Annotated in this window: 17 protein-coding genes, 1 other RNA gene and 1 pseudogene; 6 read left to right on the top strand and 13 right to left on the bottom strand. The window is 31.5% G+C overall.

The window, feature by feature from the left end; genetic code table 11:
- Positions 1-3: 3 nt before the first annotated feature.
- The 4 genes and pseudogenes from CD135_RS12700 to CD135_RS12690 all read left to right on the top strand — a co-directional run.
- Entirely contained in the window at positions 4-483 is a 480-nt protein-coding gene (locus CD135_RS12700; protein WP_174700876.1) for a cytochrome c oxidase subunit II, read from the top strand.
- Positions 480-2,147 carry a b(o/a)3-type cytochrome-c oxidase subunit 1 gene (locus CD135_RS12695; RefSeq protein WP_103269587.1) on the top strand — a complete coding sequence of 556 codons (1,668 nt, stop codon included), beginning with the start codon at positions 480-482 and terminating at the stop codon, positions 2,145-2,147. The genes CD135_RS12700 and CD135_RS12695 overlap by 4 nt, the downstream gene beginning before the upstream one ends.
- A 155-nt stretch (positions 2,148-2,302) precedes the next feature.
- Complete coding sequence (locus CD135_RS13275; protein ID WP_258027600.1) at positions 2,303-2,434, top strand: hypothetical protein; 132 nt, start codon at positions 2,303-2,305, stop codon at positions 2,432-2,434.
- A gap of 14 nt (positions 2,435-2,448) precedes the next feature.
- A pseudogene (locus CD135_RS12690) lies at positions 2,449-3,222 on the top strand (nuclease-related domain-containing protein); the annotation flags it as partial.
- 225 nt (positions 3,223-3,447) lie between these two features.
- On the opposite strand, the gene CD135_RS12685 reads toward CD135_RS12690, so the two are convergent.
- The 5 genes from CD135_RS12685 to CD135_RS12665 all read right to left on the bottom strand — a co-directional run bounded on the left by CD135_RS12685 (position 3,448) and on the right by CD135_RS12665 (position 6,286).
- A complete protein-coding gene (locus tag CD135_RS12685; protein ID WP_017000955.1) occupies positions 3,448-4,569 on the bottom strand; it encodes a THUMP domain-containing class I SAM-dependent RNA methyltransferase in 1,122 nt (373 codons plus the stop codon).
- Positions 4,570-4,653: 84 nt separating this feature from the next.
- Positions 4,654-5,024: RNase P RNA component class B (gene rnpB, locus CD135_RS12680), an RNA gene on the bottom strand.
- Between the two features lie 47 nt (positions 5,025-5,071).
- Complete coding sequence (gene gpsB / locus CD135_RS12675; protein WP_017000954.1) at positions 5,072-5,386, bottom strand: cell division regulator GpsB; 315 nt, start codon at positions 5,384-5,386, stop codon at positions 5,072-5,074.
- A gap of 13 nt (positions 5,387-5,399) precedes the next feature.
- Complete coding sequence (locus CD135_RS12670; RefSeq protein ID WP_103269585.1) at positions 5,400-5,960, bottom strand: SLOG family protein; 561 nt, start codon at positions 5,958-5,960, stop codon at positions 5,400-5,402.
- Positions 5,957-6,286 (bottom strand): DUF1798 family protein, encoded by a 330-nt coding sequence (locus CD135_RS12665; protein ID WP_017000952.1) that lies wholly within the window; start codon positions 6,284-6,286, stop codon positions 5,957-5,959. Before CD135_RS12665 ends, CD135_RS12670 begins: the two co-directional genes overlap by 4 nt.
- Before the next feature lie 168 nt (positions 6,287-6,454).
- Here CD135_RS12665 and recU point away from each other — a divergent pair, with 168 nt between their 5' ends.
- Both recU and CD135_RS12655 read left to right on the top strand, forming a co-directional pair.
- Positions 6,455-7,081, top strand: coding sequence for a Holliday junction resolvase RecU (recU, locus tag CD135_RS12660; protein WP_017000951.1), 627 nt, complete (start codon positions 6,455-6,457; stop codon positions 7,079-7,081).
- Positions 7,078-9,441 (top strand): transglycosylase domain-containing protein, encoded by a 2,364-nt coding sequence (locus CD135_RS12655; RefSeq protein ID WP_103269584.1) that lies wholly within the window; start codon positions 7,078-7,080, stop codon positions 9,439-9,441. Before recU ends, CD135_RS12655 begins: the two co-directional genes overlap by 4 nt.
- Positions 9,442-9,668: 227 nt before the next feature.
- Here CD135_RS12655 and CD135_RS12650 read toward each other — a convergent pair whose 3' ends face one another.
- From CD135_RS12650 to bshA, 8 genes are all read right to left on the bottom strand, one after another.
- Positions 9,669-10,010, bottom strand: coding sequence for a YpoC family protein (locus CD135_RS12650; RefSeq protein ID WP_103269583.1), 342 nt, complete (start codon positions 10,008-10,010; stop codon positions 9,669-9,671).
- Complete coding sequence (gene nth, locus CD135_RS12645) at positions 10,007-10,648, bottom strand: endonuclease III (protein WP_103269582.1); 642 nt, start codon at positions 10,646-10,648, stop codon at positions 10,007-10,009. Before nth ends, CD135_RS12650 begins: the two co-directional genes overlap by 4 nt.
- A gap of 15 nt (positions 10,649-10,663) precedes the next feature.
- Complete coding sequence (locus CD135_RS12640; protein ID WP_016999966.1) at positions 10,664-11,356, bottom strand: DnaD domain-containing protein; 693 nt, start codon at positions 11,354-11,356, stop codon at positions 10,664-10,666.
- A gap of 169 nt (positions 11,357-11,525) precedes the next feature.
- Positions 11,526-12,818 (bottom strand): asparagine--tRNA ligase, encoded by a 1,293-nt coding sequence (gene asnS / locus CD135_RS12635; RefSeq protein WP_016999967.1) that lies wholly within the window; start codon positions 12,816-12,818, stop codon positions 11,526-11,528.
- 62 nt (positions 12,819-12,880) lie between these two features.
- Positions 12,881-15,574, bottom strand: a complete 2,694-nt coding sequence (locus tag CD135_RS12630) for a helicase C-terminal domain-containing protein (RefSeq protein WP_103269581.1) — start codon at positions 15,572-15,574, stop codon at positions 12,881-12,883.
- Positions 15,575-15,584: 10 nt separating this feature from the next.
- Complete coding sequence (locus CD135_RS12625; RefSeq protein ID WP_016999969.1) at positions 15,585-16,553, bottom strand: biotin--[acetyl-CoA-carboxylase] ligase; 969 nt, start codon at positions 16,551-16,553, stop codon at positions 15,585-15,587.
- Positions 16,540-17,751: a CCA tRNA nucleotidyltransferase gene (locus CD135_RS12620; RefSeq protein WP_103269580.1), complete on the bottom strand. Its 1,212-nt coding sequence runs from the start codon at positions 17,749-17,751 to the stop codon at positions 16,540-16,542. Before CD135_RS12620 ends, CD135_RS12625 begins: the two co-directional genes overlap by 14 nt.
- Position 17,752: 1 nt before the next feature.
- Entirely contained in the window at positions 17,753-18,874 is a 1,122-nt protein-coding gene (gene bshA / locus CD135_RS12615; protein WP_103269579.1) for an N-acetyl-alpha-D-glucosaminyl L-malate synthase BshA, read from the bottom strand.
- Position 18,875 lies beyond the last annotated feature (1 nt).

Genomic DNA, 18,875 nt, shown 5'->3' with positions numbered 1-18,875 from the left:
TACGTGCATAAGTATGAAAAAATCTGGCTGACAACTGGAATCAGTTCCTTAGTTCTATTTTTAGCGATATTAATCATTACGGCGTTACATAACGGACACACGCCAGCAGCATCAGGTAGAGAATACATTAACCCTGATAGAGTTGATGAAATTGAACCATTTAATAAACCAGGTTTGCACAAAGTTAGCGGGAAAGACTATGACTATGAACTTGTATTCGTAGCTTCAGCATTTAGCTATCAACCAGCAAAGGTTGAAATACCGAAAGGATCTAAAGTAAAAATCATTGCTACAAGCAAAGATACGTTACATGGCTTTAGTTTACCAGGTACGAACGTAAATATGATGTTAGAACCTGGACACATAAGTCAGTATGAAAAAAAGTTTGACGAAAAACGTGAATACCTCATTTTATGTAATGAATATTGTGGTATTGGACATGCCGATATGAAGTCGATGATAAAGGTTGTGGATAAGAAATGATAGAACGTTTAAGCAAAAAAGATAGTAAACTTGTTATGGCACATATGTACGTAGCAATTTGTTGTTTAATCCTAGGGGGACTCGCAGGTTTACTACAAACTTTTGTTAGATCAGGTTTATTACAACTACCTAAATCAATTTCATACTATCAAATACTTACTGTACACGGTATTGTATTAGCGTTAGTATTAACGACTTTCTTTATTATTGGATTCCAATATTCAGCAGTAGCGAAGACGGCAGGAAATCTGTCACCACTACAAAGAAAGTTAGGTTGGATTGGATTTTGGGTAATGGTTGTAGGTACAGCAATGGCTGCAACTATGGTCCTTTTAAATAAGGCAACTGTTTTATATACATTTTATGTACCTTTGAAAGCACACGTTATATTCTATGTTGGAATGGCTTTAGTCGTAGTTGGTAGTTGGATTTCTGTAAGTGGACAAATTTTAAAATATGCAGAATTTAAGAAAAAGAATCCTGGTAAGAAATCACCATTATTAAGTTATATGGTTACGATTAACGATGTAATGTGGATTGTCTGCTCTTTAGGGGTAGCATCAACAGTTCTTTTCCAACTTATACCTTGGTCTTTAGGTTTAGTTGAAAGAGTCGACGTCTCATTAAGTAGAACACTCTTTTGGTATTTTGGACATGCACTTGTTTACTTTTGGCTTTTGCCTGCTTATATGTGTTGGTATGCTATTGTTCCAAAAATTATTGGTGCAAAAATTATTGGTGCAAAAGCTTTCTCGGACAATTTAGCTAGAATGTCATTCATGCTATTCTTATTCTTCAGTATTCCAGTTGGGATTCATCATCAATTAGTTGAACCAGGTATTGATGATATATGGAAATACTTCCAAGTTATTTTAACATTCATGGTTGTCGTACCATCATTTATGACAGCGTTTAGCCTTTTTGCAACTTTTGAAAATTATGGGCGTTCATTAGGATATAAAGGTTTATTCGGTTGGTTTAAATCTCTACCATGGAATGATGCAAGATTTGTATTACCGTTTTTAGGAATGCTAGCGTTTATACCAGGTGGTGCTGGTGGTTTAGTAAACGCTTCGGCACAAATGAATGGATTAATTCATAATACAATTTGGGTTACTGGACACTTCCATTTAACAGTTGCTTCAGCAGTAATACTAACGTTCTTTGGTATGATGTATTGGTTAATACCACATTGTACAGGTAGAAAATTAACTAAGTTTACAAATAAATTAGCGATTATTCAAGGTTATACATGGGCAATTGGGATGACGGTTATGAGTGGCGCAATGCATTATATCGGTTTAGTTAAAGGGGCACCTAGAAGATCTGCATTTTCAACATACGGTGGATCTAAACAAGCAGCTGAATGGGTTCCATATCAAATACTGCAAGCAGTTGGCGGAACGATACTATTTATATCAATTATCTTAGTAGTAATGGTATTTATACATTTAGTTTTCCTTTCACCTAAAGGAGACGAAGAATACCCAGTAGCTGAAGCTTTAGATCAAGACGCACCAGTTATTAAATTCGCAGAGAATTGGAGATTCTTAATCATTGTTACAGTATTATTAATCTTAATCGCTTATACCTTCCCTATCGGACAAATGTTTACCGACCCACCACCAGGAGCTAAAGGAATGGGAGAAGGCAAGCTTTGGTAATTTTATAATTAGAACAGGAGTGGGACAGTTATGATGTTCTTTCCTGGCAACAAAATAAAACATAACATCTCATTTATAACTGAGTAAATCAGTGAAATGAGATGTTATTTTAAGTTAAGGTGCATGTTCCATACTATTTTTGTAAGGGGAGAAAAATGAACGAACGAGATTATAAATTATATATTCAGTCTTTAGAAGGAAGAGTTATACTCAATAACGACCATCGTAAAGATTTATTATTTATGCAATCAGGAAATGATGGTGAAAATATTTCAAAGCATTATTAGATGCAACTGGCAATGTATGTTATTTTAGAAATTTAGAAATAGGAAATAATAATCATACACAAATAGATTTTCTAGTAATTTATCAAAATAAATTAATCATATTTGAAATAAAAAACTTTAGCGGGGAATGGTATTTTGAAGAAAATTTTATGAAAAGTAAATTAGGTGCACAAATTCAATCCCCTTTTATACAAATGAAAAAAATTGAGCACGAATTAAGATATTTATGTAATAAGCTTGATATTAATGTAAATATTGAATCATATGTCGTATTTACAAACTCCTGCTTTATTTTAACGAACCATTTACAATTACCTTATCACAATTTTATACTACCCCATCAGTTAAATAGCCTATCTAAAATTATTCCCATAAAAAGTCCTAATAATGATTTTTTGATTTTAAATAAAATTAAACAATACGAAAAAACACATTCGAAATATTATCAACGAGAAAACTTTATCGAATTTAATACCATTGAAAAAGGAATAAGGTGTCCAGTCTGTAAAAAATTAAACACTATCATTGTTAAAGATTTACAAAAATATAATTATTGTACTTATTGTGAGACGGATGTATTAAATAAAGAAATTTTGATAAATAATTTAAGAGAATTATATTGTCTAAAAAGAGGTCCATTTACAATTAAAGAAGCTATAGATTGGTGCAGTCCATTCAAAGAGAGAACAGTTAGAAGAATTTGTACTAAGTATTTTTTTCCAGAACAAAAAAGAAATATAAAATTTAGCTATAATATGAACCATGAATTTCATAAAGATAACAACTAGTATAAATTTTGGGTAGTATCATATTGGCTAACGAGCTTGTTTAATGGGACTTGCACGTTAGCCAGTGATTTTACAATATGTTGTTGACACGTTTGATGAGAAAAGACAATAAGGGTACTGTTATTGACACGTTTGATGAGAAGTGTCAATAACTACCCCACCTACTACAAAAAATAGACAAATCAGCACGCATCTTCGCGTTTGATTTGTCTATGACAATAAGGTTTATTTTCTTTTACCCCAATATTGATAATAAGTACATTCAATATAACCGTTAAAGAGTTTTCTTCGTTTTGTTGCTTTACGACCTATTAAATGTTCGAATTCTTTATAGCTTGTTAACATATAAAGTGAAACTTGATTGTTTTTATTTATAATTTCGCCTAAATGTTTATACATAGCTTCTACTTCGTTTCGCTCACCTATACGCTCTCCATATGGAGGGTTACCAATTATAGATACTGGACCTTCTGGTACTGAAACATCGTGAACGTCTTGTACTTTAAATTTGATAACGTCTCCTAAACCTACTTCATCAGCGTTTGCTTTAGCTATTTCTACCATTTTAGGATCTATATCACTTGCCACAAGATTAATTTCTTTATCATAGTCAGCAGCTTCATCAGCTTCTTGTCTTAATTGTTCAAATAAACCTTCTGGTATAATATCCCATTCTTCACTTGCAAAGCTTCGATTAAATCCTGGTGCTATATTTTGAGCGATTAAACAAGCTTCTATAGCAATTGTTCCAGAACCACAGAACGGATCGATAAATGGTGTTTCACCTTTCCAATTCGTTAAGCGAACAAGTGCTGCTGCTAATGTTTCTTTCATTGGTGCTTCACCTTGTGCTAATCTATAGCCTCTTTTATGCAATCCTGAACCAGAAGTATCAATAGTAAGGAATGCTTCATCTTTCAACATTGAAACTTCTACTTGATACTTACTACCTGTTTCATCAATCCAACCTTTTATGTTATATACATGTTTAAGTCTTTCAACAATTGCTTTTTTAACAATTGCTTGGCAGTCAGAAACACTGAAGAGTTTAGATTTTACACTTTTACCTTGAACAGGGAACATACCTTTAGCTCCGATAACACTTTCCCATGGTAATGATTTTGTCTTTTCAAAAAGTTCATCAAAAGTGGTAGCATGAAAGCGTCCGACTACGATTTTGACTCTGTCAGCTGTTCGTAACCATAAGTTTGCTTTCACTATTGCAGTTTCGTCACCTTCAAATAATACGCGACCGTTTTCTACTGTTGTTTCATAGCCAAGTTCTTGAACTTCTTTAGCAACAATTGATTCTAATCCCATTGGACTAGTAGCGAGTAATTGATACATGTATATACTCCTTTATATTAAATTTAATATTATTTCCAAATAAAAAGCTCTCCTGCGTGGGAGAGCGACACTAGTAAGTGATAAATCTGTAAGCCATGTTCTGTCCTTTAGTACTTCAAACGTGTACTAGTTACACTCGTACGCCAGTGATAATCATCTGTCTGTATGTTTAACATACCTTCTTATTCCGTTCATTTCCGTCAAAGAAGTGCTCCTACCAATTTTGGATTGCTCACTCGAGGGGTTTACCGCGTTCCACCTTCTACATTTCTGTAGAAGCTACGTCACTGTGGCACTTTCAAACTACACTAACCATATTTAAAATAAACTTAGGTTATTTCGTTGCCGTCAATTATTGCCCTGGCTTATTGTTTCACCAAGCACGAACACTACATTCATCTCAGAATGTGTGAGCATGGACTTTCCTCTACTTTACGTAGCGATTACCCGAAATATCACTCAAAGAAGAATTATATCATAAAATATGATTAATAACTATCTTTTATTCACCAAATACAGCTTTTTCAAGATTTGAAATTCTCTTTAAAATATCGACGTTATTAGAGCTGTATTGTTGAGAGCCTTGTGGTCTACCTGAGGCAACTCTAATCCTTAATTGTTCGATTTCTTTATTTAATTTACTATTTTCTTCAGTTAATTTAATGACTTCATTATTTAAGTCTGCCATTTTTTGATAATCAGAAATAATGTCATCTAAAAATGCATCGACTTCTTCAGTCTTGAAACCTCTTAGACCTCTTTCAAATTCTTTCTCGTAAATATCTTTAGCAGATAACTTCAAAGTTACATCAGCCATTTTTACACCTCATTTAATAAGATTCATTTCCATTATTATAATTAAATTCCATAAAATCCTGTAAATCCATGAATGTTATAACATTATAAGTATAATTTGTCTTTTCCGCAAAATCAACTAACTTAGTCTTAAAGTACTTTGGTGAAGCTTCTTGTTCGTCGTCATAAAATAAAATGGTCTTGTCAGTATTATCTAAAATGAAATCATTAGCTTGTTGAAATTGAAACGCGCCTTGATATTCACTTTGATGTATAGCGTTGACATAGTCAGCATTCATGACGATGTTTTGATACTTTTGCTGGTTTGTTTCATTCCATTTATTAAAATGATTTAGAAAAGGAGTCAAAACTGCGAGCTTTAAATCTGGGTATTTATTTTTTAAATCAATCGTAACTTCAGCGGACCATAATTCAAAACCAAGCTGTCCTGAAATAATAACCCATTCAAGCCCCTCTTCTATTTCATTTTCTATCAATTCTTTAATATAAGCTTTAATGACTTTTACTTCTGGTTGGTCATCTTTAAAAATATTTAACTCAAAAGGCTTATACCCTGTAAAATAAATAGAACTCATGACAAATCACCTAAATGTGTTTGTATATATTTTAAATCATGTTGAACAGCTTTATGTTTTTCTAGAAATAGTTTTTTACTTGTACGTTTATAATGGCATTCTACTGATAATTCTTTATAGTTATCTATTAATAATTCGAACTTTTGTTCATTCATATATTGTAATTGTAATATTGTATTTTTATGTTGTATAAATTGTTCTAGACATTCATCTACATATTCAACAAAAGGTACAACATCTTTATAGAAATCATATTCATGATCATTTTTAGCGTTACTAAAAATTTCTTGCATTTCAGTAAGTTTATTTAAAAGTGTTTCAATCATTTTTATCCCTACTATCAATCAGTTTGTAATTTATAATACCTCACGATAAAATGATAACATAACTAGGTATGTTCTAGAATATATATGTTTCATAAAAAACTTTTGTAACTTATAATGAAATAAGGTATAATATGTAGAGTTTTTATGAAGTAAAGTTAGGTGATGTATTTGAATTATCCAAATGGTAAAAAAGTTTCAAAAAATACTTCTAAAGTCTCACGGCAAACCCAGACAAATTATAGTAAAATACAATATGGTAAACGTGGGATGAATTTAGAAGAGGAAATTGATAAATCTAATCAATTTTATAGATTAGAAGAAATCGCAGTTATTCATAAAAAACCGACACCAGTGCAAATTGTTGATGTAGATTATCCGAAGAGACAAAAAGCTGTTATTAAGGAAGCTTATTTTAGAAAGCCTTCTACTACAGATTATAATGGTATTTACCAAGGATATTATATTGACTTTGAAGCCAAAGAAACTAAAAACAAAACGAGTTTCCCTTTAAATAACATTCATGATCATCAAGTTTCTCACATGAACCAAATTTTAAAACAAAAAGGCATATGTTTTTTATTGATAAAATTCAGCTACCATGATAGCGTATTTTTATTGCCTTTTAGGAAATTCATGGTATATTGGGACAGATATAAATCAGGAGGCAAAAAATCAATCACTAAACAAGAAATCGAAAGAGATGGTTATTTAATTCCTTACCAATATAGACCTAGAATAGACTACATAAAAATAGTTGATCAATTGATAAAAATAGAAAGTGAGGCGCTCAAATGAGTAAATCAAAAGCTTCTAATAGTAAAAATAACAAAGAACAACCTAAGAAGAAGAGGAATATCAAAAGAACTATAATCAAGGTGTTTGGTATCCTTGTTCTAGCATTTTTGGCAATGGTCATAGTAGGTGTTCTATTATTTGCATACTATGCTTGGAAAGCTCCTGCTTTCAATGAAAGTGCTTTGAAAGACCAATTACCAACTAAGATTTACGATAAGAACGACAACCTCGTAACAACCTTATACATGGGACAAAAACGTGAACACGTAAAATTTGATGATGTTCCTGACAAAATGAAAGATGCAGTATTAGCAACAGAAGATAATCGATTTTATGAACATGGTGCTTTAGACTACAAACGTTTATCTGGAGCTGTTATGAAAAACTTTACGGGCGGATTTGGCTCACAAGGTGCTTCAACATTAACACAACAAGTTGTTAAACGCTCATTCTTAACAGATAAGAAATCAGTAGAGAGAAAAGCACAAGAAGCTTATCTTTCATACAGATTAGAACAAGAATACTCTAAAGATGAAATCTTTGAAATGTATTTAAATAAAATCTACTATTCAGATGGTATTTACGGTTCTCAAACAGCTGCTAAATATTATTTTGATAAGAAGCTAAAAGATCTTAATTTAGCCGAAACTGCTTATTTAGCTGGTTTACCTCAAGTACCTAACCAATATAATATATATGATAATCCTGAAGGTGCTGAAAAGCGTAAAGATACTGTACTCTACTTAATGGAAAGACATGGTAGAATTTCTAAGAAAGAAATGAAAGAAGCACAAGATACACCAATAGATAAAAACTTAATCAAACGTACTGTAGAAGAAAGAAACGATGCAATGACTGAAACACCAGACAATGAATATGCATCATATGTTAACTACGTTAAACAAGAACTTAAAGAAAACAAAGCATTCAAGAAACAGTCATTAAACGATATTATGACAAGCGGACTTAAGATTTACACAAATATGGACAAAGGTGTACAAAAAACATTACAAGATTCAATCGACAATGGTACATTCTATAAAAACGATGACCAAATTGCTGGTTCTTCAATAGTAGATACGAAGACTGGTAAACTTGTAGGTATTAGTGGTGGTAAGAATTATAAAGATGTTGTAGATAGAAACCAAGCAACAGATGCCCACCCTACTGGTTCATCATTAAAACCATTACTTGCTTATGGTCCAGCTATTGAAAATATGCAGTATGCTACAAACCATAAGTTCCAAGATGAAAATGAATATAATATTAACGGTAGCATATTTAAGAACTATGATGGTAAAGGACATGGCTCAGTAACAATGGCTGATGCACTTGCAAGATCTTATAACATACCAGCATTAAAAGCTTGGCAAGAAACAAACCAAAACGCTGGTGAGAAAGCTGTTAGAGACTTCGCATCTAAAGTAAACTTAAATTATAAAGATACAATCGGTCCATCAGAAGTACTTGGTGGTTCACAATCTGAATTCTCCACTACTCAATTAGCATCAGCATTTGCTTCTATGGGTAACGGCGGAACATACAACGAAGCTAAATCAATAAGAAAAGTTGTAACACAAGATGATGAAACAATTAAGTTCTCTAAAGAAAGCCATAAAGCTATGGAAGATTACACTGCTTATATGTTAACTGAAATGCTTAAAGGAACATTCGATCCTTATGGTTCAGCTTACGGAATGGGTATTAGCGGACTTAACGTAGCTGCTAAGACAGGTACAGGTACTTATGGTGACGAAGTTTACACTGAATATAACTTACCTGAAAATGCAGCTAAAGACGTTTGGATTACTGGTTATACACCACAGTACACAATGTCAGTATGGATGGGCTTCACTAAAGTTAAAGAATACGGTGAAAACTCATTCTTAGGACATGACGAACAAGTAAAACCACAAACGTTATTCAAAGATGTAATGAGTCAAATTTCAAGTTACGATGGCACTGACTTTGAAAAACCAGATTCAGTATCAGGTAGCGGCAAGAGCTTAAGTGTTGCTGGTAATGAGGATAATCAAACAACAACTAGTTCATCACCAGACACTGGCAACGAACAAGAAAACAATGACAGTTACAATTTCTCAAACAACAATAACAACGTAAATACAAATGAAGCACAAACAACACAAAGAAACTCAACACAGAATTCAACACAATCTAATACATCTCCACAACAAGCACGTAATGAAGATGTAACAACGGAACAACCTACAACTGAAGAATCCTCTGACTCCGACTCTGATGGTGATGAAGATGATTCCTCAAGTGATAGTTCCACTAATAGCTCATCCAGCTCTAGTTCAGCAGAACAAGCTGCAGAACAAGCAAAAGATGAAAATTAAAGAAAAATGGTAGCTCATATGAGCTACCATTTTTTTGTATGATACAAAATAGTGTTGTTTAGGGCGCAGTTGTTGTCATTTCTTAGAAAACGTGACAATAATAAATGTAAAATCACCTGCTAACGTGCAAGTCCATTCAAACAAGCTCTTTAGCCCCCATAAATATAAATTCCTCGTCCAATAAAAAAGCCTTTTCATTAGAATAATTTATCTAATGAAAAGACCTTTTATTTTTGTGAGTTTCGTTTTCTTTTTAGTTGCAATTGATATCTCGCATTCATCTTAATCAATTCATCTTTAAGTGTCACCATTTGTCTATATCCCATAAAGTGATAGATTCGCTGATTAATATATTGATATCTTTCTGAAAAGTTCATAGGTACTACTGGATATTGTTCTATATTACCTATATCAAACTCTTCTATTTCATTGATTTGTTTAAAATAGTCCATAATTAGTTTGTAATATTGATCTAGAAGTTGACGTGCTATATCAGTTTTTAATTGCTTTTGCTTTACTAACGGTTCTATTTGTTCTTCTAGTTCTAGAAAGTCGTTTTTATCTATCATGCGCCATCAACCTTTACTAATCCTGCTCTTAATCGTTTTTGCCCTTCTCTACAATCATCTAATAAAGGACATACTTCACATTTTGGTTTACGACTTACACAATGGTATCTTCCGAAGAATATAAGTTGATGATGACTTTTCGTCCAACGTTCTCTAGGGATAATGCTACATAGTCTATCTTCTACTTGTCGAACATTATCTTTAATTCTACATATTCCTAATCGTTTTGAAACACGTTCTACATGTGTATCCACTGCTAGTGATGGTTCTCCAAAAGCAACACTCATGACTACGTTAGCTGTTTTTCTACCTACTCCAGCTAATGATTCTAGTTCTTTATGTGTTTGTGGAACGATACCATCATAGTTATCTAATAATGATTGGCATAATTTCTGTATGTTTTTAGCTTTATTGCGGTATAAACCTATCGATCTAATATCATCTTGTAATTCTTCTAAACTTACATTTAAATAATCTTCAGGTGTTTTGTACTTTTCAAATAAAGATTTTGTAACTTTATTGACTAAGACGTCTGTACATTGGGCAGATAGTAATACTGCAATTGTAAGTTCGAGAGGATTATCATGTCTAAGTTCGCATTCAGCATCAGGAAACATCCCGTCAATTACATCAACCATTTCTAATGCTTTTTTTTACTTATCATAAGGATTCTCCCCATTCACCCAATCAAAAGTTGGGATTAAATTAACATTATGTTTTACTTTTTTACTTTGATTAAATTTTTCACTTTCTTGTTTAGAAGAAGAAACTGTTGTGATATTTTTCTTTTTCCAATTTAATAAAATTCTATCTATATATTTAAAACTCAATTTTTCTAAACTGTGTGCTTCGTTTAGAGCGCTCATAATCAGCTCGTTAGAATGTTTGTCACTATCAATCCAGTGATTGAGTGTTTGTACTTCTAGAGGTGTTAAAGGTCTACCAAAAGTAGATTCAAATTCTTGGAACAAATTTTTGAATTGAATATTCAATTTTTCATTTTCATTTTCTTGAGTACTTTCGTTTAAAACTAAAGCAAGTTGTTCATACAATGGTTCGAATGATATAAACTCATTATATTTATGCTGTTCGTCTTTTTCGATTTTAATATCTATACATTTCAGCAAAGATAATTGGTTAACTATGTGACTAACTTCTTGTATAGATAAACTCGTTCCTTGTTGAACTTCTTCTAAAGGTGGTTGTAGACCACTGTTATTTTCTTTATCCAATAGTTTAATTAAAATAACAAATTGTTTTTCATTTAAACCTAAATCTGCGTAATGATTAAATAAAGATCTTTGTATTACAACCGGTTTTTCTTTTAACATTTGGCTCGTGTACATGTTTATTTCACCTACTTTGTAATAGAAGAGTCTGAGACATAAATAAATGTCCCAGACTCATTCATTATATTAGCCATAACTGACAGGATTGATAATACGCTCATATCAAGCTTTTCAAATCTAGTTATCCTGTCGAGGTGGGGTTTAAATGAGATTTCTGTCCCACTTCCTATGGATATAAGCGATTTAATAATCTTGGGAATGGTGATGTTTCTCTTACATGTTCTACGCCACTTAACCAAGCTACTGTTCTTTCAAGGCCTAATCCAAAACCACTATGAGGAACACTACCGTATTTTCTTAAGTCAGTGTAGTATTCGTAAGCTTCTGGATCAAGACCGTATTCTTTAATACGTTGATTTAATAATTCTAAATCATTAATTCTTTCTGAACCACCAATAATCTCTCCATATCCCTCGGGTGCAATTAAGTCAGCACATAATACTGTATCAGGGTTTTCTGGATTTGGTTCCATATAGAATGGTTTAATTTTAGTTGGGTAGTTCACGATGAATACTGGTTTATCGTAGTGGTTAGCGATAGCCGTTTCATGTGGCGCTCCAAAGTCGTCTCCCCATTCAATATCAGTAAAGCCTTCCTCAATTAAGAACTCAACTGCTTCGTCGTAAGTAATACGAGGGAAAGGAGTTGTAACTTGTTCTAATTTAGAAGTATCTCTTTCTAATAGTTCTAATTCTAATTGACAGTTTTTAAGTACAGATTTAATTATATGATGTACATAGTTTTCTTGTACTTCTAAACTTTGATCGTGGTTCATGAAAGCCACTTCGCCTTCAATCATCCAGAATTCAATTAGATGACGTCTAGTTTTTGATTTTTCTGCTCTGAAAGTTGGTCCGAAACTGAATACTCTTCCGTGCGCCATTGCAGCAGCTTCTAAGTATAACTGGCCACTTTGTGATAAGAATGCATCTTCATCAAAGTATTTAGTATGGAATAACTCACTCGTACCTTCTGGTGCAGTTCCCGTTAATATAGGTGGATCTATTTTTGTAAATCCATTGTCATTAAAGAATTCATATGTCGCACGAATAATTTCGTTTCTAATTTTCATAACAGCATGTTGACGTTTAGAACGTAACCATAAATGTCTGTGGTCCATCAAGAATTCTGTACCATGATTTTTTGGTGTGATTGGATAATCATGTGATTCTGAAATAACTTCAATATCACTTACTTGTATTTCATATCCAAATTTAGAACGGTCATCTTCTGTAATTGTTCCTGTGATATATACAGATGACTCTTGGTTTATAGATTTTGCAGTTTGGAATACTTCTTCCGAAACTTCAGCTTTAACTACAACACCTTGCATAAAGCCTGTCCCGTCTCTTAATTGTAAAAACGCTATTTTACCACTTGATCGCTTGTTAGCAATCCAAGCACCGATTGTCACTTCTTGATTGACATAATCTTTAGCTTGTTTAATCGTTATGTTCATTATTATTTCTCCTATTCAAATAAATTACCTATTGTTATTTTATCAAATAATACATGGAACTGCTATCTGTTTGAATATTTTCTTAGCTTATCTGTAAATTTATCTATGTCGCCTTCTATAACAGGTATTTCTCCTAAAGCATTAATGAAAAATTTACTATAAGTACTATCTAAAATTCTTCTGTCAAAGCACACAAGTAAGCCTTGATCATGTTTGTTACGAATTAATCTGCCAATACCTTGTCTGAATTTTGTTACTGCATCAGGCAAAACAAAATCTTTAAAAGGATTTTCAAATTCATCTTTCATCAGATGATATCTTGGGTCGTCTTGATGTATAAACGGTAATTTTGTCATCATGACACATTTTATTCCGGCAGATTGATAATCGAAGCCTTCAAAGAATGACAAAGTACCTAACAATATCGTTTTATCAAACTGATTAAATTGTTGTACTAATTTATAGACGTGCGAATGTTGTTGCTGCATTAAAATGACATAATCACTAAACATTTCTAGTTCTTCCATATATCGATAAGCTTGATATAACATTGAATAATTGGTAAATAAAACTAAACATTTTTGATTGGTTTCAGTTACAAAAGCTGATAAATAATGCACGATTGTTTCAATGTATTCATCTTGGTCTTGGTATTGATATTGTGGCATGTTTTCTGGAACGAAACATGATGCTTGATTTTTTAAATCGTATATATCATTTAGGAAATAGCTTTTAAATGCTATATCATCTGGAAACATTGATTTAAACGAGTTAAATGATTCATTAACTGTTAAAGTCCCTGAAATAAATATATTACTATTAAACTGTTCTATGAATACTTCATTTAATAAATCTTTCACTTCTTCTTTTTTTACAAATAAAGAAAGTGTTGATTTCTGGGATAATTTTTTTATAGAAACAAACGGCACTTGCCCTGCTTTTATCATATTATAAATTTTAGTATATTGATGATAAATATAAATAAGCTCTTTTCTAAATGCTTTTATATGAGCATGTGTATAAGATTTGAATCTTGATAATATTTGATTTATTGTACTAATTTGCTTCTTGAAAATTTCGGAAATCTCATCAATTTCTAAATCATAAAAGTAATGGATTTGATTGTCATATTGTTGCTGATTATGATGTTTTTCGTTAATTTGATCCATTAAATTATCAAATAAATTTTCATTTTGTTCATGCAATAAATCTATATCTCGTTTTAGTTGATAAATATCAATCGGTTCAATTGGATATTGTTCTATAACTCTTCTGTTTTCTAACTTATCCAACCTCTTAAATAATTTCTCTTGTTCATTTTTACCTAATAAACCAAGGTGATATTTAATGTGTTGATAGCTTAATACATCAGTTACTTGATTTAAAGCGTAGTCTTGTATTCTGTGCGCTTCATCTACAATTATGTGTTTAAATAATAGGTATACAGTGTCTTCTGTACTATGTTGAAGTAAGTGTGCATGATTAGTTATCCCTATTTCTACATGATTCGCACTTTCCTTAACAAATTGATAGTAATGTATATCATTTTTAAAAGGTACATAAGTAGTTCTTTTTTGTTCGAAAAATACTTTTTGTCCACCTTTTAAGTGCAATTGTTCGATGTCTCCAGTTTCAGTTTCAAGTATCCATACTAAAAGCTGCATTTTAAGAATTGTAGCTTCATAATTGTCAGTGTCATCTTGTAAAATATTCAAAATTAAACCTAAAGATATATAATGATCTTTACTTTTAATAATCATAGCTTTCAAATCAAGATTGAGCACATCTAATACTTTGTTAAATTCTTGTTCTAATAGTTGATTTTGTAATAATTTAGTATGTGTCGAAACGAGAATATGTTCGCCAGTTTCTAAATAATATAATAAAGATGCAAGAACGAAACTCATAGATTTGCCACTACCTAGAGGCGCTTCAATCAACGCATTTTCATTATGCAGTAACGAATCAAATAACTGTTGAACAAGTTGATATTGTTCTTTACGATAATCAAATCCGAACTTTTCTAAAATTCTTTCATACGCTTCATCAATAGAAATCGTATCTTTACTACTAGATTTCTTTATAGGTTTTTGCTTTAAATAATATATATTTTGATATTTTTTAATATTATGCAGTGATTCTTCTTTACCTTGAGAAGTTCTTACGATTTCGAAAAGCACGTCACTTAAGTTATATTTTAAAGATTTCGATAAATAATATAATTGTTTAATTGTGTCTATCGGTAATGATTCTATTTTTTTAATAGCTTTAATAAATAATAAGGCTGTTGCTTTCGCATCTTCATCTGCACTATGTGCTTGATTTAAATCTACTTCTAAAGATTGGCTTAATTCACTTAATTGATAACTTTCTTCTTGTGGGAAAGCAATTTTAAATAACTCCATCGTGTCTATCGCTAATTTTGGTTCAAATTCAATTTGATGTTTTTCAAAGTGAGATTTTAAGAAATTTAAATCAAATAAAACATTATGCGCAACAAATACACAATCTTTTAGCTGTGCGTAAAGGGATTTGCTAACTTCTTCAAAATAAGGTGCTTCAAATAAGTCTTGTTCTGTTATGTTTGTTAAAGCTTGTATAAAAGATGGGATTTCTAAATCTGTTTTTACATATGTATGATATGTATCCACGACTTTGAAACCTTCTACAAAAGTTATACCAATTTGTATAATCTCGTCATATTGTATTTGATTACCAGTTGTTTCTAAATCTACAACCGCGTATCTTTGTGCCATATTATCTCTCCTATATTTCGATATCTGCACTCATAAATTGATAAAGTTCACCATCTTGAGATATCACTGTTAAAAAGCCATTATCTTGAATATCAATTGCTCGCCCTTTTATTCTTTTCTTGCCTTCAGTATATGTCAGCTCACGATTCCAAATCATACTTTTACTTTTATATACCTCTTTTATATCGGTAAATTCCCCATTTAAAAATTGTTCATATTTATCTTCGATGGAAAGTAATAAGTTCTCTAAAAATTGATATGGCTCAATATGACTTTCTTTTTCAATATGTAAACTTGTTGCACGATCCTGCTTTGCTTTTTTAAAATCTTCTTCGGTTTGATTTAAATTTAAACCTATTCCACATATAATTGCATTTACGCCATCAGTATCAGCTATCATTTCTGTTAAAAATCCACATGCTTTTTTTTCATTGATATATATATCATTCGGCCATTTGATTTTACTTGGCAACTGGTAATGCTCTTCGATAACTTCTTGAATTGCTAGACTAATAAATAAATTAAATGTCGACATTTTTTGAATTGGTATGTCTGGTCGTAATACGACTGACATCCATAATCCTTTGCCTTTTAATGATGACCATGGTCGATTGAAACGACCTCTTCCTTTCGTCTGCTCATCGCTCAATACTATGAAAGAACCATCATCTTTATTGAGTATCGACTTAGCTAAGATTTGAGTAGAATCAACTTGTGGTTCTACATATGCTTTATTTAATATTTTGTTATTTTGAATATCTATATTAACAATATCTTCTTGCCAGTTATCAGGAAGTTGATTGAGCTTATAACCTTTATTAGATATAGATTCAATTTCATATCCGTCATTACGTAATTGATCCATCACTTTTTTTACCGTTACTCTTGAACAGTCTAAAGCTTCAGCTATATGTTGACCAGATAAATATTCATTTTGTTTGTATAAATAACGAATTATTTCATGCTTATATTTCGACATGTTCTCTCATCCATTCTATTAATTCATACCGTTTATTGTTCACTTTATTTAATACCACAGCCTCTTCCAGCTGGTTTAAAGCATGTTTAATCCACGGTCCACCAGTTTTATTAAATTCGGTCATTAATATTTGGCCATTAATATTTAATTCCGATTTATTGTATATAGGTAGTTTACCATATATTTCATCTATTAATATGTTATTCATAATAACTGGTTGATATTCAATATTTAAAATTTCATGATATTCTTTAATAAGATTTAAAATATTTTTGACTTGAACATCTCCATATTTATAAACGATTAAAGTTAATTGTTGTTTGCTAATATTCTTTTTGGAAAATGATTTAAGTAACTCTACATAAGCTATGATTTGTTTTCGTTCTAAATTACTAATTTTGAGTGTATTTAGTGAAGTTGTGTCGACTTTATAAATGAAGCATAAGGCTCCAATCCATAAGTCAAAGTCTGCGTCAGTAGGCATAAAAATTTCATCATTCTTAATTTGTTCAAAAAATGGTATATGTTGAAAAATTGATAAAGAATCAATTGTTCTCTTTGATTCTTTTATATAACTGCCAGAGATAAGCTTTTTTAACTCTACTATTATGCGTTCTATTGAAATGTTACTTAATAAATGAACAGTGTCTTTCATAGCATTTTGAGTGTCTATTTCAATATCAAAACCAGTTTGTGCTTGAAAACGAATACCTCTCATTATGCGTAATGCATCTTCATTCATTCTATCTAATGGTGTACCTACAGCTTTAATAATGTGATTTTCGATATCTTCTTTGCCGTTAAAATAATCATGTATACCATAATTTTTATCCATGGCTAAAGCATTCATTGTAAAATCACGTCTAGCAACATCTTCGTATAAATCCGTTACAAATTGAACTGATGTCGGTCTACGATGATCTACATAATCTCCATCTTTTCTAAAAGTTGTAACTTCAAATTGTTGTTCATTACTTATAACCATAATCGTTCCATGTTCTTTACCGATTGGTAGTGTTTTGTCAAAAATAGACTCTACTTCATCTGGTAAGGCACTCGTCGTTATATCAACATCTGAAATTGCTTTATTCATTAAAAAATCACGTACAGATCCTCCAACAAAAAAAGCTTTATGGCCATAATTCTCAAGTTGTTCGATTATCCATTTAGACTGTTCGAAAATTTTTGTGTCATTCATATTAATCTCCTAACATGTTAATATAACAATTTTCATATTGATCAGCGATAACTTTAGATGAAAATCGCTCTTTAACATCTTGTATCATAGCTTGTTGCATTTTGTTATACAATTCGCTATCAGTTAATAAATCAATCGCTCGTTTACTTGCTAAGTCAGTATCACCAACGTCTACAGTATATCCTGTAATACCATCTTTGATTACTTCTTTTATACCGCCAGCATTTGTCCCTATAGGTAAAACACCAGTAAGCATAGCTTCTAGTAGTACGAGACCAAAACTTTCTTTTTCACTTAATAGAAGTGTAATATCAGACATTTGATAGAATGTGTTCACTTTATCTTGTTTACCTAAAAACAGTACATTATCTTCTATGCCCAATGATTTTATTTGCTCTTTAGCATCCTGAAGTTCCGGACCGTCACCGATTAAAAGTAACTTTGATTTAATTTCTTTATTTATTTTAGAAAATGTTTCTACGACATCATGCACTCGTTTTACTTTTCTAAAGTTTGATACGAATGTAATCACTTTTTCATCTTCTTTAATGCCATATTTAGATTTTAATTCTTTATTGTAAACTTGGGGGAAACTGTCTTCTTGAACGAAATTATAAATTGTTTTGATTTCTTTATCTGGTTGTATAATTTCATAAGTTTCCTTTTTCAAGCTGTTACTAACACTTGTAACGACATCACTTTTCTCAATGCCAAATCGGATCGCGCTTTGTAAAGAAGTGTCATATCCTAATACAGTTATATCAGTACCATGTAATGTCGTCATAATCTTAACATCTTTACCAGAAATTTGTCTTGCTAATATTCCACATATAGCGTGTGGTACAGCGTAATGCATATGTAAAATGTCTAAATCATAATCATTGATAACGTCTGCAATTTTAGCGCTTAATGTTATGTCATATGGAGGATATTGAAATACTGAATACTGATTAACATCAACTTGGTGAAAAGTCACGTTTGGCACAGGTTCTTTCATCCTAAAGGGCATATTAGAAGTGATAAAATGTATTTCGTGTCCTCTTTTAGCCATTTCTAACCCTAATTCTGTGGCTACTATGCCAGAACCACCCATAGAAGGATAGCAAGTTATCCCTATTTTCATG

Origin of the sequence: Mammaliicoccus lentus (assembly GCF_002902755.1) — a bacterium.
Lineage (GTDB): Bacteria > Bacillota > Bacilli > Staphylococcales > Staphylococcaceae > Mammaliicoccus > Mammaliicoccus lentus.
Note: the sequence above shows the minus strand (reverse complement) of the source record. Positions and strands in the feature narration are given on the sequence as shown.

Excerpts from the sequence above, each read along its gene's own strand:
- CD135_RS12695 (WP_103269587.1), top strand. The coding sequence starts at position 480 with ATGATAGAACGTTTAAGCAAAAAAGATAGTAAACTTGTTATGGCACAT.
- CD135_RS13275 (WP_258027600.1), top strand. The coding sequence starts at position 2,303 with ATGAACGAACGAGATTATAAATTATATATTCAGTCTTTAGAAGGAAGA.
- CD135_RS12685 (WP_017000955.1), bottom strand. The coding sequence starts at position 4,569 with ATGTATCAATTACTCGCTACTAGTCCAATGGGATTAGAATCAATTGTT.
- gpsB (WP_017000954.1), bottom strand. The coding sequence starts at position 5,386 with ATGGCTGATGTAACTTTGAAGTTATCTGCTAAAGATATTTACGAGAAA.
- CD135_RS12670 (WP_103269585.1), bottom strand. The coding sequence starts at position 5,960 with ATGAGTTCTATTTATTTTACAGGGTATAAGCCTTTTGAGTTAAATATT.
- CD135_RS12665 (WP_017000952.1), bottom strand. The coding sequence starts at position 6,286 with ATGATTGAAACACTTTTAAATAAACTTACTGAAATGCAAGAAATTTTT.
- CD135_RS12655 (WP_103269584.1), top strand. The coding sequence starts at position 7,078 with ATGAGTAAATCAAAAGCTTCTAATAGTAAAAATAACAAAGAACAACCT.
- CD135_RS12650 (WP_103269583.1), bottom strand. The coding sequence starts at position 10,010 with ATGATAGATAAAAACGACTTTCTAGAACTAGAAGAACAAATAGAACCG.
- nth (WP_103269582.1), bottom strand. The coding sequence starts at position 10,648 with ATGGTTGATGTAATTGACGGGATGTTTCCTGATGCTGAATGCGAACTT.
- CD135_RS12640 (WP_016999966.1), bottom strand. The coding sequence starts at position 11,356 with ATGTACACGAGCCAAATGTTAAAAGAAAAACCGGTTGTAATACAAAGA.
- asnS (WP_016999967.1), bottom strand. The coding sequence starts at position 12,818 with ATGAACATAACGATTAAACAAGCTAAAGATTATGTCAATCAAGAAGTG.
- CD135_RS12630 (WP_103269581.1), bottom strand. The coding sequence starts at position 15,574 with ATGGCACAAAGATACGCGGTTGTAGATTTAGAAACAACTGGTAATCAA.
- CD135_RS12625 (WP_016999969.1), bottom strand. The coding sequence starts at position 16,553 with ATGTCGAAATATAAGCATGAAATAATTCGTTATTTATACAAACAAAAT.
- CD135_RS12620 (WP_103269580.1), bottom strand. The coding sequence starts at position 17,751 with ATGAATGACACAAAAATTTTCGAACAGTCTAAATGGATAATCGAACAA.
- bshA (WP_103269579.1), bottom strand. The coding sequence starts at position 18,874 with ATGAAAATAGGGATAACTTGCTATCCTTCTATGGGTGGTTCTGGCATA.